We start from the raw sequence: 14,582 nt of genomic DNA, 5'->3' as shown, positions 1-14,582 counted from the left end.
TCCGATCGGCAACCACTTCACTTTTTTTCAAAAGAAAAAGGCAAGCATGGTAGCTTGCCTTGGCAGAATGAGGGTGAGGTCAGATTATGTATGAAAAAACGCTCTTTTTAAAAAGAGCGTGCTTTAAGCTAAAATTCGATGAGACCTAAACTTACCTGCAAGGCTTCATCCACCTTCTCCATCATTTCGTCATCGAGATGGGTGATTTTATCAGTTAACCGCTGCTTATCAATTGTACGAATTTGCTCTAATAGAATGACCGAGTCTCGTTCAAACCCGTAGCGCTTCGCATCAATTTCTACATGTGTAGGAAGCTTGGCTTTTTGAATTTGAGCTGTAATCGCTGCTACAATCACTGTGGGACTAAACCGATTCCCGATGTCGTTTTGAATGACAAGTACAGGACGGACGCCGCCTTGTTCAGAACCAACAACTGGGGATAGGTCCGCGAAATATACGTCACCACGCTTGACAATCAAAGGATTATCCTCCGCTTACAAGACGTTCAACTGTGTGTTCTGCCTCATATTCTGCTAAGAATGCTTCTGATGCAATTCTAAGATTGATCTTTGCCATTTCCATGTATCCCCGTCTCATCGACTCGCGAATTTGTCTCTTTTTTCGTTCGCGCAAATACATTTTTGTTGCTTGATAGATAAACTCGCTGCGGTTTACATTTTCTTGCTTTACGAAACCATCTAACTCAGTTAAAAGATGTTGCGGTAACTTCACTAAGATTTCCGTAGTTGCGCCGACTTCAGACACAAACATACACCTCCACCATCACTACACACCATTTTTATCTGTACCATTATTTATAATAACACTAATCGAACTTACTGCATAGACTAATTATAATTCTACTGTATTATAAGCCAATAAAACATACTTTTATGCATAAACAACCGCAATATCATTAATATGTTCGAATTTCTTCGTTTACACCTATTAATTCTCAAGAAGATAATTTTTTAAATCGACAACTTTTTCGCTCTTTTTGTAAAGGCGCGGCACACGGTTAGCAATTATACATGGGACTTCGTAATTGATGGTGTCAAGTTTACCAGCTATTTCATTGACGGAAATAAATTGACCCTCCTGCCTGCCAATTAACGTTACCGTTGTCCCTACAGGAAGATAAAAAGGGAGACGAACCATACATTGGTCCATACAGATTCTGCCGACAATCGGAGACCGTGTTCCCCCCACAAGGACTTCTTGTCCCTGCAGCTTGCGAATCCAGCCGTCCGCGTAACCAATGGGAATCGTACCAATCCATTCGTCATCATCACTTTCATAGGTTGCCCCATAACTTACCTTTTCTCCCCTTTCCAGCTTTTTCACGTGGACAAGCCGCGACCTTAGTGAAATGGCCTCCTTCAAGGGAAAGGGGATTTCTTTTTCCATTTCAAGCGATGGCGTCAACCCGTACATAGCAATCCCAAGCCGAACAGCATTAAAATAGGCTCTGGGAAACCTTAGGGCGGCGGCACTATTGCTTGAATGAATATATCTTGGACGTTCTGACAGAGCACCAATCATCCTTTCAAATAGCAGCAATTGCTGATGGAAATAGGTTTCATCCAGTTCATCCGCTGTCGCAAAATGCGTAAACACACCTTCAAGATAGAAACGTTCATCTTCGTTTATGATTTGTTCCATTTCTGTTAGCTCTTCCGCACTTCGAACGCCAATTCTCCCCATCCCTGTATCAACTTTGATATGAAAGGAAATTCGCTCATTTGCCTTGATATGCATTTTTGCTTCTTTCAGCCATTCCTTTTGAAAAACAGTTAAGGTAATATTAAACTTTACCGCCATTCCGACATCCTTCGGCCTTGAAGCGCCCAAGACAAGAATTGGAGCTTTAATCCCCTTGTTCCTTAAAGCAATAGCCTCATCCATAAAGGCAACTGCCAAATAAGCCGCTCCGGCTTCCAGCGCAGTGTTTGCTACCTGAACATCTCCGTGACCATAGGCATTCGCTTTTACCACCGCAATGATGTCTACTTTTTCAGGCAGATGTTTTTTTACGGAGGTAACATTAGCTAAAATACAATCTAAATCCACTTCTGCCCATGTATCTCGAAAGAAAAAGCCTTGCTCTTCCATGTTTCCACTTCCTAATTGCATTAATTAAAATATCCTTCTATTTTACCACAAATTTTTCTAGCCTCTTAATTTAAATAGCTCAAAAAAGCCGTCAGAAATAAATAAACAGGCCCCCAAAAGGGGCCTGTTTATTTATTTTACTGAATCACCTTGTACAGACTTTGCTACAGCAACCATTTCATCCCTGGTTAGATTTTTCGATGCAATCATGTAATCTACGCCGCCATTTGACCAAGAAATAGAGTGGTCAGAGACCGCACCAATCGTTACACCTAAATCAACTATATCGCCCGTAACATAAGTTGGCGCCGCCGACACTGCCTTAGACGTTACCTTCTCCTGGACAAGCGTAAAGGATTTCTTGCCATCATAGGTAAGGACAACCCTTTTGCCGTCTTCAATCTCCACTTCTTTTTCGCTAATAAATTGTGTACCTTTTAGCTCCATGGTTGGATATTTAACTGAAAAAGCTTTATCACCACCAGCAGCCATCGCAGGCAGACCAATTTGTGCACGAGTCATATTCTGCTTCATATCAAAATCGTTTTTATCAAAATTTGCATTAAAGGTAACCTTGGAAAATTCAACTGTCACAAGGGCGTTTCGATCGGGATCCATCACTTTTACGACAGCTGGTGATAAATCCCTTTTATTAAGCTTAATTTCTTGGAAGGGAAGCATACTATTGTTTTGATAGCGGGTTTTTGTTTCAAAAACATAATAATCCTTCGTAGTCGAGAACTTCGCATTTTTATCTGCGACAATGTCCTTAATTAGTGATTCGTACAAATAGGCCTGGCTGCTATTCTGCGGCCAATCGCTTTGGAAACGAAAGCTCTTATTAAGAGCAGGTGTTAGTACAAATACACCTTGTTTATTTCGCAGGATCATCTGGCTTTGGTCTTTTTCGGCATTCTTTAGATTCACACGATAAAACGTAGGGTCCTTATGCCAAATTTCCACCTTATAAACCTGTGAATCAGAACCCATCTTCAACGTCATTTTTGCTTTCACCTTATAGGCAGTTAAGTCACCTAGTTTACCATTTAACTCCTTCACCACATCATCTTGTGATTTAGAGCCACAGGCAGCGAGCATTAAGATGACTGTCAGCCCCGTGATCAGCAGCAATAACTTTTTCCTCATTCCTTCAACCCCTTCTTGTCTCATTTCATATGATTAGAGAAGAGAAAGGCAGGGATCAGGCAGTGGATAATTTGCTTTCCAAAATGACCATAGCTGACCTTGTCTCTCCTGTTTCCCTATGAATATATGAGACAACCTTAGGGATTATGCTTTTAAAAATTATATGTTTCTTCTTCGATAATCACTTGGGCAACTGCATACTCCCGACTATGCGAGATGGATAAATGAGCGTGAACCTCTGGTTTTGCGATATACGGTTTCCCGGCAGCGTTCGTTTCAATTTCAATATCTAAAAATGACAGCTCCTTTCCAATACCAGTTCCGTTCGCCTTTGAATAGGCTTCTTTCGCAGCAAACCTCCCCGCTAAAAATTCAACCTGCCGAGACCCAGATAAATCTACAAATTTTAATTTTTCGTTAGGGGTTAATACACGGTCGACAAACTTACTTTGCCTGCTAACTATTTCCCGAACTCTTGAAAGTTCTATAATATCGATTCCAATCCCTTTTATCATGGTTCATCTTCCTTCTATTTGGTTTACAATTAGCATAGATAATAGTGTACAAGACAGAAATTAAGTCTATGATGGTAGTGTGAGGAGGTTTAACATGTTTACAAGAACCGAAAGCTTTCGCGAATTTACTCGTCTCTATCCGATTGTATCGATTATTATTGCTATTCATTTAGGATTATATTTTTTAACTATTTTACCCATATTCCCAAACCTTTGGTTTTTTGAAAACCTATCAGGAGTCAATCTTTATATAATGGAAGGGGATTACTGGAGGCTGCTCACACCGACTTTTATGCATAGCGGATTTTCACACATGTTATTTAATAGCTTCTCGCTTGTGTTATTTGGACCGGCACTCGAGCGCATGCTTGGCAGCGGCAGATTTTTATTCATCTATCTCCTATCCGGTCTGATTGCCAATATTGCCACACTGCTGCTAGAGCCATTAACGTATACCCATGTAGGTTCAAGCGGAGCAATATTTGGACTATTTGGGTACTATATCGCGATGATTATCTTTCGAAAAAATATGATGTCCAAGCAAAATTCACAAATTATCATTACCATTTGTGTGATCAGTCTAATTATGACATTTTTACAGCCTAATATAAATATAACAGCCCATTTATTTGGCTTTCTGGGCGGTTTTTTACTAGGAGCGATTCCCAATTTTAATAAAAAGGAACTTTCAGATTCGATTCAAAGTACTGCAAATTGGGCCGGCACCAAAAAGAAGAGTATCTCCTTCCAATCTCCCATGAAAACGCTAATTTGGGCAGTAATTATTATTCTGTCCATCCTCGGATTTTTATCGCAAAGATAAACAGGAATTGCCTTTTTACGCAATTCCTGTTTTTTTGTTTACTAAGAACCCCCGGACTCACCACACTTTATATTTTTCCCATCGAAACAATATATTTTTCAAAAAGTAGGGTAAGCTAACAAAAAGTTCGTGGAGTGGTGAAGTATGTCGTTTTTCTCAAAATTCAAAAGCCAAACAAAAGCCCAACAAGGAACGACAAATAAGCAAGTTTTCCTTGGAGAGGATTTTGACGTAAGGTTGAAATGGTTTAAAGATACCTTTGATCAATGTATTGATATCACCTTTCATGAATTAACTGCTAATCAAACCCGTGTTGCAATTGTTTTTGTACAATGTATGGTTGATCAACAGGTATTCGACGAACAGGTATTAAAGTATATTGTTTCACCGAATTTTGCTTCATCACGGAAGGAATTAATTCATAAATTACTTGATCTACAATCGATAAGTACGATGTGTACGAGTGTCCTTACCGATTTACAAGTAGCTGCCGATATGGTGATGGATGGAAAAATCATCATCCTTTTCGAGGGTGACTGCCGAATGCTTGCTATCCCGCTAACTAGCGTTGAAAAAAGAGCGGTAAGTGAAACTTCCAACGAGAACGTAATTAGAGGTCCAAGAGAAGCATTTGTGGAAGACATCCATACGAATATCACGATGATCCGTAGGAAAATTAAATCTCCTGACTTGAAAATGGAACAAATTGTACTTGGTAAATATACAAAGACCAAGGTAATCGTGGGTTATATCGAAGGACTTTGTAAAGAGGATTTGCTCACCGAAGTGAAACAAAGAATAAATCGGATAGAAATGGATGGCGTATTAGGGAGCAGTTATATAGAAGAGTGTATTGATGATAGTCCATTATCACCATTTCCTCAATCACAAAAAACGGAGCGTCCTGATGTCGTTGCTGCTGCCCTGTTAGAAGGAAGAGTCGTTATTTTTGTAGACGGAACACCGATTCCCCTTCTAGTACCCGTTACTTTTTATATATTCCTTCAATCAGCAGAGGATTATTATCAACGCTATATATTGACTAGTTTTATCCGATTGCTTCGCTACGGCTTTTTAGTCATTTCACTGCTCTTTCCTTCTTTTTATATTGCGATTTCTACCTTTCACCCAGAAATGATTCCAACCACTTTATTAATTTCTGTGGCTGCTTCTCGGGAATATGTTCCATTTCCTGGATTAGTGGAGGCGTTTATTATGGAATTGGCATTCGAAGCATTGCGTGAAGCCGGAGTCCGTACACCAAAAGCAATCGGACAGGCCCTTGGAGTCCTAGGGGCTTTGGTGATTGGACAAGCTGCAGTACAGGCAGGGATTGTGTCGGCCCCGATCGTTATCATCGTCTCGATGACCGGAATTGCTTCCTTTATTATTCCGGCCTATGATTTGGCGTCTTCTATTCGGCTGCTTCGTTTCCCTATCATGCTTTTATCAGGCACCTTTGGAATTTTCGGTTTGATGATTGGCGCTATTCTAATCTATATACATGTAGTAAGCCTGCGTTCTTTTGGCGTACCATATCTTTCTCCAACAGCACCTCTTAAGGTGAGCGATCTAAAGGATGTGTTTGTCCGGGCTCCTTGGTGGTTAATGAAACGCCGGCCATCGTTTGCTGGGACATCCGATAAAAATCGTTTAACGATTAGGAAATCAATGACCGAGGATGATGAAGATTAATGAGAGTTTTAAAATGGTCCATGGTGATGTGTACTTTATTATTAACAGGCTGTTGGTCAAGTGTCGAAATCAATGACCGTGCCTTTATTACAGCCATGTACGTTGACAAAGCTGCTAATGGCGAAATGGAATTAACGCTGTCTTTTCCACTTACCAATCGACTTGTTTCTAGTAGTGTCGGCGGCGCCGGAATATCGGGCAATCCATATGCCCAATTCTCAAGCATCGGAAAAACAATTTCTGAAGCCGCTCATAACATGCAAATCAATTTACCACGACAACTAAGTTGGGGACATACAAGAATTATTGTAGTGAGTGAGGAAATGGCAAAGGAGGGAATTGGCGATATTTTAGAATTTGTTGTCCGCGAACCAAAATTAAATATTAATAATGCGGTTTTGATTGCACCAGGAAAAGCTAAAGATATCGAAAGTTTAGTAGCTGCAATGGAACAATTCCCTAGTGAGATTGTCCGAAGATTCACCCAAGAAGAAGTGACCTTATATACAACCCCAAAGGACTTTCTTGAAACGGAAAACGGGGATATGATTGTTGGTTTATTAACCAAGAAAAAGAAAAAAATGCTTAGTGAAAAGGGAAAAAAGGTACTATTTGTCGGTACGGACGGGATGGCATTGTTTCATAATTATAAAATGGTTGGCAAGTTAAGCACAAAGGAGGGTCGCGGGGCATTATGGCTTCGAAACTCCATAGGGACTGTCGGGACTGCCGTCACCATACAATCTCCAACGGATAAAAAGGAGATTAGTTTATTAGTATTACAGGCAAAAACGAAAATCCGCCCATCGAAAAAGGAACCCTTCACATTTGAAGTTTTCGTCACAGCAGAAGATGATATTTCAGAATCCTATTCCAACATTGATTTATCCAACGCTAAAAATATCTATCAATTAGAGCGATTGGCCGAAAAGGAAATAAAGGACGGAATCAATGATGCCATTAAAGCCTCTAAAGAAATGAAAGCAGATGTTTTTCAATTCGGTGCATACTTATCCTGGTATAAACCAAAAATATGGAAAAAGGTCAAAGAAGATTGGCCGACGGTTTATCATGATAAAGTGAAGATAAATATTCACGTAGATTTACACATTAAACGCCCTGGCAGTGAAAATAACCCAATTTGGATAAAGGAAATAAATTCATGATCATCATTATCCTTTGTTTCCTATTTATACTTATTTACGAGTGGACGTATTTAAAAAATAAAAATCGTAAAAAGAGAACGTTTTGGATTGTGTTTTCCATTATGGGTCTTTCCCTTTGTTACTGTAGTGCCACAATCCTTTTCAAACAAATACCCAGTCCCAACGATTTGATTCAATTCCTCTTTAAACCGCTGCAACAGAAAATTTTAGGTTAGGTGGATTCACTTGAAAACTGAGCAAATTTCCCAAAATCAATTGTTACTTTTTATGATCCTTTATTTTTATTCCACCTTAGTAGGGTTTTCTGCTGCTCATTTAATTCACTCATCCCAATACGATTCGTTGCTAGTAGTTTGTATTGGCGGAGTGGCCGGAGGCATTTATGCCTATTTTATAATCAAACTGGCAAATCGCAGACCTAATGAATTTTTCGTTCACTACGGAAGTGAAATATTCCCCAAATGGATTCATATCCTCTTTACGGGATTCTATTTCTTAACCTATCTTCATATAAGCGCGTTTATTTTAAGAGAATATGAAGATTTTATCGTCCAAACCTATCTTTCAGAAACGCCCAATTGGGCAGTGGGTGCCATCCTTGGCATGGTTGTTGCGATAACGGCACGATTAGGAATTCAGACCATATTTCGAACCGCTCAAGGATTATTTTTTCTTGTCCTGATTGCCAGTGCAATGAATACCTTTTTTATTGGCAAGGAATTGAAATGGGATCGCTGGATGGCTTTTATTACCAACCATAGCGGACATGATATATTTACAGGCAGTTACACTACCATTCCTTTTTTTGGCGAGATTGTGGTATTGGTATTTATTTTCCCTTATCTTACCCCAAAAAAGAAGACGTTCCAATCCGTTGCATGGGCAATCCTTCTGTCGATACTATTAATCAGTGTCAACATCGCTTTTTTATTATTACTATTCGGACCAAATTTAGCTAGCCATCTAACCTACCCGATGTTAGAAATGGTTCGCTATATCCGCATCGCTGATTTCATTGAAAACTTAGATCCTTTTTTAATTTCCATTTGGTCGACAACCGTTTATTTAAAGATTTCTCTTTTATTCTTTCTTTCAACTCATATTCTTGCTCACCTATTCCGTTTAAAAGACCACCGCCCTCTGACTTTTTCATTAGCAGCCGTTATGGTCGCATTATCCTTACAAATGTCTGGAGGTACAGCGGCCCTAACCGGATTTTATAAAGAATCTTGGGCAACCTATTCCTATTTTATCGAAGGGATTCCTATTCTTTATTTACTAATGGATACCTTGAAACGCTTTATACGGAAAAGATCTTCAAAGAAAGAAGAAATAAGTCAAAAAGAGCATGGACACTAGTGTCCATGCTCTTTTCCTTTACCTAATAAGGACTATCTTATTGATGATTATAGCTTCTTGGCTTTGATGGTTTACCGCCGCCGCCGCCGGTTCTTTTATCACCGCTGCGTGGCCTTTCTGGTGCTTTTCTTCTGTTACGATCCGAATTATAAGATCCTCTAGAATCATCTCTTCTTCTCCGGTCGCGATCTTGCGGTTTTCTATCTCTTTTTTGTGGAAGCTGTTCTTCTGTCAACTTAATCGGAGTTGTATCCGGTTCTTTCGTTAACATTTTCAATACAGCTGCGATAACCGTTGATGCATCATTTTCTTCCAGCAATTCTTGGGCTGCTGCTTTATAATAATGTAAATTGTTCGATTCAATCGTTGCAACAATCTTTTCAACAACCGCTTTTTGTTGGCCTTCTAAGGCTTCATCAAGTGTAGGAGCCTTCATTTTTTCCATCTTGCTTCTAGTCGTTCTTTCTACGACAGCAAGATATGATTTTTCACGTGGTGTAATAAATGTTAAGGCTACACCCTTTTTACCTGCACGACCTGTCCGTCCGATACGGTGAACATAGCTCTCCGGATCTTGAGGAATGTCAAAATTGTATACGTGCGTTACTCCGGAAATATCCAAGCCCCTTGCTGCTACGTCTGTTGCAACAAGCACGTCAATCGTTCCTTCTTTAAATTTACGAAGAACCGACATACGTTTTGCCTGAGTTAAATCTCCGTGAATACCTTCTGCAGTATAACCGCGTAATGTTAATGCTTCCGATAATTCATCGACACGGCGCTTCGTACGGCCAAAAACGATGGCAAGTTCCGGTGATTGAATGTCAAGAAGTCTTGTTAACACATCGAATTTATTTCTTTCAATTACTTCAAGATAATACTGTTCAATCGAAGGAACAGTCATTTCTTTCGTTTTCACACGAATGATTTGCGGGTCCTTCATGAATCTTTCCGCCATACGTTGAATCGGTCCTGGCATTGTTGCTGAGAAGAGCAATGTCTGACGTTCTACCGGTGTCGCAGCAAGAATGGATTCAATGTCTTCAATGAAGCCCATGTTCAACATTTCATCTGCTTCATCAAGGATCACGGTGTTAACCGTATCAAGACGCATCGTTTTTCTGTTGATATGATCCAATACACGTCCTGGAGTACCAACAATGATATGCGGCGCTTTTTTCAATGAACGGATTTGACGGCTGATATCCTGCCCCCCATAAATTGGCAGTACACGAACCCTTTTGCCTGAACCAAGTTTATATAGTTCTTCAGAAACTTGAATAGCTAATTCACGCGTTGGTGCAATAATAATCCCTTGAATAGCATCCGCACTAATATCGACCTTTTCAATCAATGGAATACCAAATGCAGCCGTTTTACCTGTTCCAGTTTGAGCTTGCCCGATCAAATCAATACCTTTTAAACCCAATGGAATCGTTTCTGCCTGGATTGGTGTTGCTTCCTCAAAACCCATTTTGAGGACGGATTGTAACGTAGCCTTACTAAGGCCTAATTCTTCAAATCTTGTCAATGTTTTCATTCTCCTTCATCTATTTGGAAATATTTTGTATGTGCTGAATATTTTCGCCCGATACTCAGAAAAACGGAAGCGCCTGCTCTAGAGAGGCGAAAAGCGCTGGAGGGCTTGAGGATTAAGTTAACTTTTGTGCTTCTAGTCAGAAGTGAAGCATTCGAGCCCCTAGGCGCTTCGATCTAGACACGCATCAAAATGCCGTATTAGGTAATATCTTTATTTTACCAAAAAAAAACATCCTCCATCAAGGAGTATGCCCCTTTATCATCGTTCTTTAGACACGTTGATGAACATCATACCATTGTTACTAGTATTTTGCAATCAAGACAAGTTTAGTTTAGTCCAAAACCATCTTAATTACTCCATCAAAAAGTCCAACACTTACGAAAAAAGGGTGGGATTCTCCTTAGTTCAAATCTTTTTCTTTTATGGGGTTACTGTTATTTTTCTTTTATAGCTCAGAAATAATTCACAATCCTGCAAGTTTCCATTAAAAGACTCCGGTAACAGTTAAACAATTTACTTTTTCTGTAATTTAGAAACTATTTCCTCTAATTTCATACCCCTTGATGCCTTTACAAGGACCAACGTGGTCTCGTTTACATGCTGCTCCAATTGTTGGATAAGGTCGGCTTTATTTGTAAACGCAAAAACTCTTTGTTCGCCCAAAATCGAGCGAGCACCTTGGGCAATTAGTGCCCCTAAGTTTCCAAATGTGTACAGGAAATCAACCTTAGCGGCGTTCAAGGCTTCACCGATTTGTTTATGGTATTGTTCTTCCTCTGGACCAAGCTCCAACATGTCGCCTAAAACAAGGATTTTCCGCTCATAGCCTTGAAGATTGGAGACTAATTCGATGGCCGCCATCATCGAGGTCGGGCTGGCATTATATGCATCATTAATAATCTTTTCCCCATGCTGCCCTTCGACTAACTCCATCCGCATATTCGTCAGCTTAATCCCCGCTAAACCATTGGTTAATTTTTCAAAGGGAATCGCAAAGTGGTTCGCAATCAGCATCGAAGCGAGCGCATTTAATATATTATGTATCCCTAAAACAGGCAGCTCAAACGTGGTGTTTGAGACATTGATTTGGAAGCGATTCCCTTGGTCCAGCTGGGTGATTTCTGTCGGATATAAATCATTCGTTTCGTTTCTGCCGAAAGTTTTGATCTCGACATTGCCTTTATATTGTTGGATCCGCTCCATCAAAAGCGGCTCATCACCATGGATGACAGCCAGTCCACCATCTTTTAACCCTTTAAATATTTCAAGCTTAGCCTCAGCAATCCCTTCTCGTGAACCAAGATCGAGCAGATGGGACTCGCCAATATTCGTAATCACCACGGCATCAGGAAGGGCTAGCTTAGTTAGAAATTCGATTTCACCTCTGCCGCTCATCCCCATTTCGAGGACGGCAATTTCCGTGTCTTCGTTTAAACCCAATACGGTTAACGGAAGGCCGATATGGTTATTATAATTTCCCTCTGTTTTTTGAACCTTATACTGGATTGACAAAAGACTGGCAGTCATATCCTTCGTGGTCGTTTTTCCATTGCTACCGGTAATTCCAACCACTTTGACCGGTAATTGTTTCCTATATTCGCGCGCTAATTCCTGTAAAGCCGTAAGACAGTCTTCCACAATAAGAATCGGTAAATGGATGGGCGGGTTTGGAACATCCTTTTGCCAAAGGGCCGCTGCCGCCCCTTTTCGTATCGATTCCACTACATATTTATGTCCGTCAGCTTGCTCTCCTTTGAAGGGAACAAATAAATTTCCAGCTTCGATTTTTCGAGAGTCAATGGAAACCCCTGTAATTACGGTTGCACTAGACGCACTGATATCATTTTGAGCTGAAACCATTTCGGCAATCTGTAGTAACGATCGTTTTATCATGTATATCCTCCTTTTTTAAAAAATTTTTTTAAATGAGCCAAAGAAACGGACACGGCGCTTCAGCCGTGTCACTGTTGTTCTAGAATGTATATTTAATCTGTTGTTTTTCCGCATGTCGTTCTTTGGCTAGACTCACGAGACGCTCAATCAATTGTGGATATTCAATCCCCGTGTGCTTCCACAAGAGCGGGAACATACTGAACGGTGTGAAGCCTGGCATCGTATTCACTTCATTAATCAACGCCTTGCCATCCTTTGTTAAGAAGAAGTCAGCACGCACGAGCCCAGAGCAATCCAATGCCTTAAATGCTTGAATCGCCATTTCTTTAATCTGCCCGTATTCTTCATCTAAAATGTCAGCAGGGATAATTAAGGCCGTATCGCCATCCTCATATTTTGCTTTGTAATCATAGAAATCTGTTTTCGGAACAATCTCCCCGGGAACAGAACATTGGGGATTGTCATTTCCTAAGATACCAACCTCAATTTCACGAGCGACGACACCCTCTTCAATAATCACTTTCCGGTCAAATTGAAACGCCTCAACAAACGCCGCTTCTAATTCAGCCCGATTGGTACATTTACTGATTCCTACACTTGAGCCAAGATTCGCCGGCTTCACAAAACAAGGAAATCCGATCTCTGCTTCCACTTTCAAATAAGCTTCTGCCTTCGCCCTTTCCCATTCACTTTTAATAAAAGCAACATAGTTCACCTGTGCCAGCCCGGCTTGCGCAAAGACATTTTTCATCATCACTTTATCCATACCGGCGGCTGAAGCGAGAACCCCGTTCCCTACGTACGGCAAGTTTAATAATTCTAATAATCCCTGTACCGTACCGTCCTCGCCGTTTGGTCCATGTAAGAGCGGGAAAATTACATCAAGCGGTGCCGCATTTTGTTGTTCCGCTTGGAAAAGTGATGGTGCTAAAGATAAGGGGGATAATTGCTTCCCTTCAGAAAATTCAAGAGCTTTGATATTTTCTACCGGCGCACTTAGCTGCGGCCCTTTAATCCACTGGCCTTCAACATTTATGTAAATAGGATGAATTTCAAATTTTTCAAGGTCCAGTGCTTTGATCACTGCCATCGCAGTCTGTAAGGACACTTTATGCTCAGCAGATTTTCCGCCATATAATAACCCAAGTTTTGTTTTCATTCGAAAACCTCCATTCTCTCATTCACGGTTATATTTTAACACTTTATTAAATAAGAAAGGAAATGCTGCTGCCCTGTTTTTAAATGTTTTTTCCTTAGATTATTTTATGAAAAATACAGCCTGATTAAAAACAATGAAAAATAAAACCTCTCCACAGGGAGAGATTTAAATGACATTCAGCTTCCATTCTTTTGTCTTTTTATCGAAGGTGATTTTAGCGTGGTATGGTTTATTTGCGATTTGTTCATATTCCTCAACCATATCATCCATATTTGCAAAATCTCCAACCACCCAGATGGGAATTTCGATCCGGCCGCGTTGGTGCTCAGCATCCCTTAAAGAAATGCAAATGCCTTCCTTAATGAAGGGTGTTAATGAGAGGAGAATTTCTTTACTCACCTGGGGATAGGCTCGTTTCTTTCTAATCCCGAGAATCGACTTTTCCAGCTTAAGTTCACCCAGCTTGACGGCAATCGCGTCACTTAGTAAATGAAAGAAATCCTTAAAGCTGCGATAATAGGTTTTGTTAAACCAGCCATCATCATTTGCCAAATAAACAAATCGGTTGCCCAGCTTATTATAAAAAGGCAATTTTAAATGCTGCTTTTGGTGACCTAAGTATAATAATTCAGCTATTTCCTGGCCCGTCAGTTCATTCAACACATCTTCCTCAATAAAATCAATCCAGCAGAAATTCCCGTAACTGTATACATCTTCGGCAGCTAACTTGTTAATTCTATCTTCCGGACAATATTCGAGCAGTGTATGCATATTAAAATCAGCATCATCAAAGCGGTGTGCGAGTAGAAGCAAATGATTTAATGAACCTGAAAAAGCAGCAGCAAATTCAGCGAATTCGATACCGTAGGACACAACATACTGATCCGTTTGGTTTAAATGGACATAGATGAGATCCCGTATGTCTTGATGATGCTTTTTCAAAGCAGAACTCCTCCGTTCAGACAAATTAATTTATGTTAAAAAGACAGTTTCCACGAAACTTCCAATCGCGTTTATGAATCCTTCCTTATTTTATCAAATAATAGTTCAAATAGCTTATTTCAATTCTTTTACAAATAATAATTTTCCTTAACACTGGCAAATTAGAAAAGCGGAAGCGCCCGTTTAGCGGCGTATGGACTGGAGCGCTTTGACTGAGATAAAGGAAACACGG

13 protein-coding genes are annotated in these 14,582 nt (G+C 40.2%); 4 read left to right on the top strand and 9 right to left on the bottom strand.

Annotation, left to right across the window (positions count from 1 at the left end; genetic code table 11):
• Positions 1–128: 128 nt before the first annotated feature.
• From ndoA to acpS, 5 genes are all read right to left on the bottom strand, one after another.
• A complete protein-coding gene (gene ndoA, locus BSO02S_RS25145; RefSeq protein ID WP_007083556.1) occupies positions 129–479 on the bottom strand; it encodes a type II toxin-antitoxin system endoribonuclease NdoA in 351 nt (116 codons plus the stop codon).
• A 4-nt stretch (positions 480–483) separates the two neighbouring features.
• Positions 484–765 carry a CopG family ribbon-helix-helix protein gene (locus BSO02S_RS25140; protein WP_066074529.1) on the bottom strand — a complete coding sequence of 94 codons (282 nt, stop codon included), beginning with the start codon at positions 763–765 and terminating at the stop codon, positions 484–486.
• A 183-nt stretch (positions 766–948) separates the two neighbouring features.
• Complete coding sequence (gene alr / locus BSO02S_RS25135; RefSeq protein ID WP_066074526.1) at positions 949–2,112, bottom strand: alanine racemase; 1,164 nt, start codon at positions 2,110–2,112, stop codon at positions 949–951.
• A gap of 132 nt (positions 2,113–2,244) precedes the next feature.
• A complete protein-coding gene (locus BSO02S_RS25130) occupies positions 2,245–3,258 on the bottom strand; it encodes a LolA family protein (protein WP_066074523.1) in 1,014 nt (337 codons plus the stop codon).
• A gap of 152 nt (positions 3,259–3,410) precedes the next feature.
• Positions 3,411–3,773 (bottom strand): holo-ACP synthase, encoded by a 363-nt coding sequence (acpS, locus tag BSO02S_RS25125; protein WP_066074520.1) that lies wholly within the window; start codon positions 3,771–3,773, stop codon positions 3,411–3,413.
• A 94-nt stretch (positions 3,774–3,867) separates the two neighbouring features.
• On the opposite strand from acpS, the gene BSO02S_RS25120 reads away from it, so the two are divergent.
• From BSO02S_RS25120 to BSO02S_RS25100, 4 genes are all read left to right on the top strand, one after another.
• On the top strand, positions 3,868–4,596 hold the full coding sequence (locus tag BSO02S_RS25120) for a rhomboid family intramembrane serine protease (protein ID WP_066074519.1): 729 nt from the start codon (positions 3,868–3,870) through the stop codon (positions 4,594–4,596).
• A 144-nt stretch (positions 4,597–4,740) separates the two neighbouring features.
• Positions 4,741–6,291, top strand: a complete 1,551-nt coding sequence (locus BSO02S_RS25115; protein ID WP_066074516.1) for a spore germination protein — start codon at positions 4,741–4,743, stop codon at positions 6,289–6,291.
• Entirely contained in the window at positions 6,291–7,457 is a 1,167-nt protein-coding gene (locus BSO02S_RS25110) for a Ger(x)C family spore germination protein (RefSeq protein ID WP_066074512.1), read from the top strand. The genes BSO02S_RS25115 and BSO02S_RS25110 overlap by 1 nt, the downstream gene beginning before the upstream one ends.
• Before the next feature lie 225 nt (positions 7,458–7,682).
• Positions 7,683–8,816 (top strand): GerAB/ArcD/ProY family transporter, encoded by a 1,134-nt coding sequence (locus BSO02S_RS25100; RefSeq protein WP_066074505.1) that lies wholly within the window; start codon positions 7,683–7,685, stop codon positions 8,814–8,816.
• A 37-nt stretch (positions 8,817–8,853) separates the two neighbouring features.
• On the opposite strand, the gene cshA is transcribed toward BSO02S_RS25100, so the two are convergent.
• The 4 genes from cshA to BSO02S_RS25080 all read right to left on the bottom strand — a co-directional run bounded on the left by cshA (position 8,854) and on the right by BSO02S_RS25080 (position 14,350).
• The gene (gene cshA, locus BSO02S_RS25095) at positions 8,854–10,347 is read right to left on the bottom strand and encodes a degradosome RNA helicase CshA (protein WP_066074502.1); all 1,494 of its coding nucleotides are present in this window, start codon (positions 10,345–10,347) and stop codon (positions 8,854–8,856) included.
• Between the two features lie 522 nt (positions 10,348–10,869).
• Positions 10,870–12,249, bottom strand: a complete 1,380-nt coding sequence (locus tag BSO02S_RS25090) for a UDP-N-acetylmuramoyl-tripeptide--D-alanyl-D-alanine ligase (RefSeq protein ID WP_066074499.1) — start codon at positions 12,247–12,249, stop codon at positions 10,870–10,872.
• Positions 12,250–12,328: 79 nt separating this feature from the next.
• Positions 12,329–13,408 (bottom strand): D-alanine--D-alanine ligase, encoded by a 1,080-nt coding sequence (locus BSO02S_RS25085; RefSeq protein WP_066074495.1) that lies wholly within the window; start codon positions 13,406–13,408, stop codon positions 12,329–12,331.
• A gap of 165 nt (positions 13,409–13,573) precedes the next feature.
• Entirely contained in the window at positions 13,574–14,350 is a 777-nt protein-coding gene (locus tag BSO02S_RS25080) for a hypothetical protein (protein ID WP_066074492.1), read from the bottom strand.
• Positions 14,351–14,582 lie beyond the last annotated feature (232 nt).

Source organism: Neobacillus soli NBRC 102451, assembly GCF_001591665.1.
Taxonomy (GTDB): domain Bacteria; phylum Bacillota; class Bacilli; order Bacillales; family Cytobacillaceae; genus Neobacillus; species Neobacillus soli.
This window is presented reverse-complemented; position numbering and strand designations above follow the sequence as displayed.

Bases quoted from the DNA above. Each gene is read 5' to 3' on its own strand.
- BSO02S_RS25110 (WP_066074512.1), top strand. From the start codon at position 6,291: ATGAGAGTTTTAAAATGGTCCATGGTGATGTGTACTTTATTATTAACA.
- BSO02S_RS25115 (WP_066074516.1), top strand. From the start codon at position 4,741: ATGTCGTTTTTCTCAAAATTCAAAAGCCAAACAAAAGCCCAACAAGGA.
- alr (WP_066074526.1), bottom strand. From the start codon at position 2,112: ATGGAAGAGCAAGGCTTTTTCTTTCGAGATACATGGGCAGAAGTGGAT.
- acpS (WP_066074520.1), bottom strand. From the start codon at position 3,773: ATGATAAAAGGGATTGGAATCGATATTATAGAACTTTCAAGAGTTCGG.
- BSO02S_RS25085 (WP_066074495.1), bottom strand. From the start codon at position 13,408: ATGAAAACAAAACTTGGGTTATTATATGGCGGAAAATCTGCTGAGCAT.
- BSO02S_RS25120 (WP_066074519.1), top strand. From the start codon at position 3,868: ATGTTTACAAGAACCGAAAGCTTTCGCGAATTTACTCGTCTCTATCCG.
- BSO02S_RS25130 (WP_066074523.1), bottom strand. From the start codon at position 3,258: ATGAGGAAAAAGTTATTGCTGCTGATCACGGGGCTGACAGTCATCTTA.
- BSO02S_RS25090 (WP_066074499.1), bottom strand. From the start codon at position 12,249: ATGATAAAACGATCGTTACTACAGATTGCCGAAATGGTTTCAGCTCAA.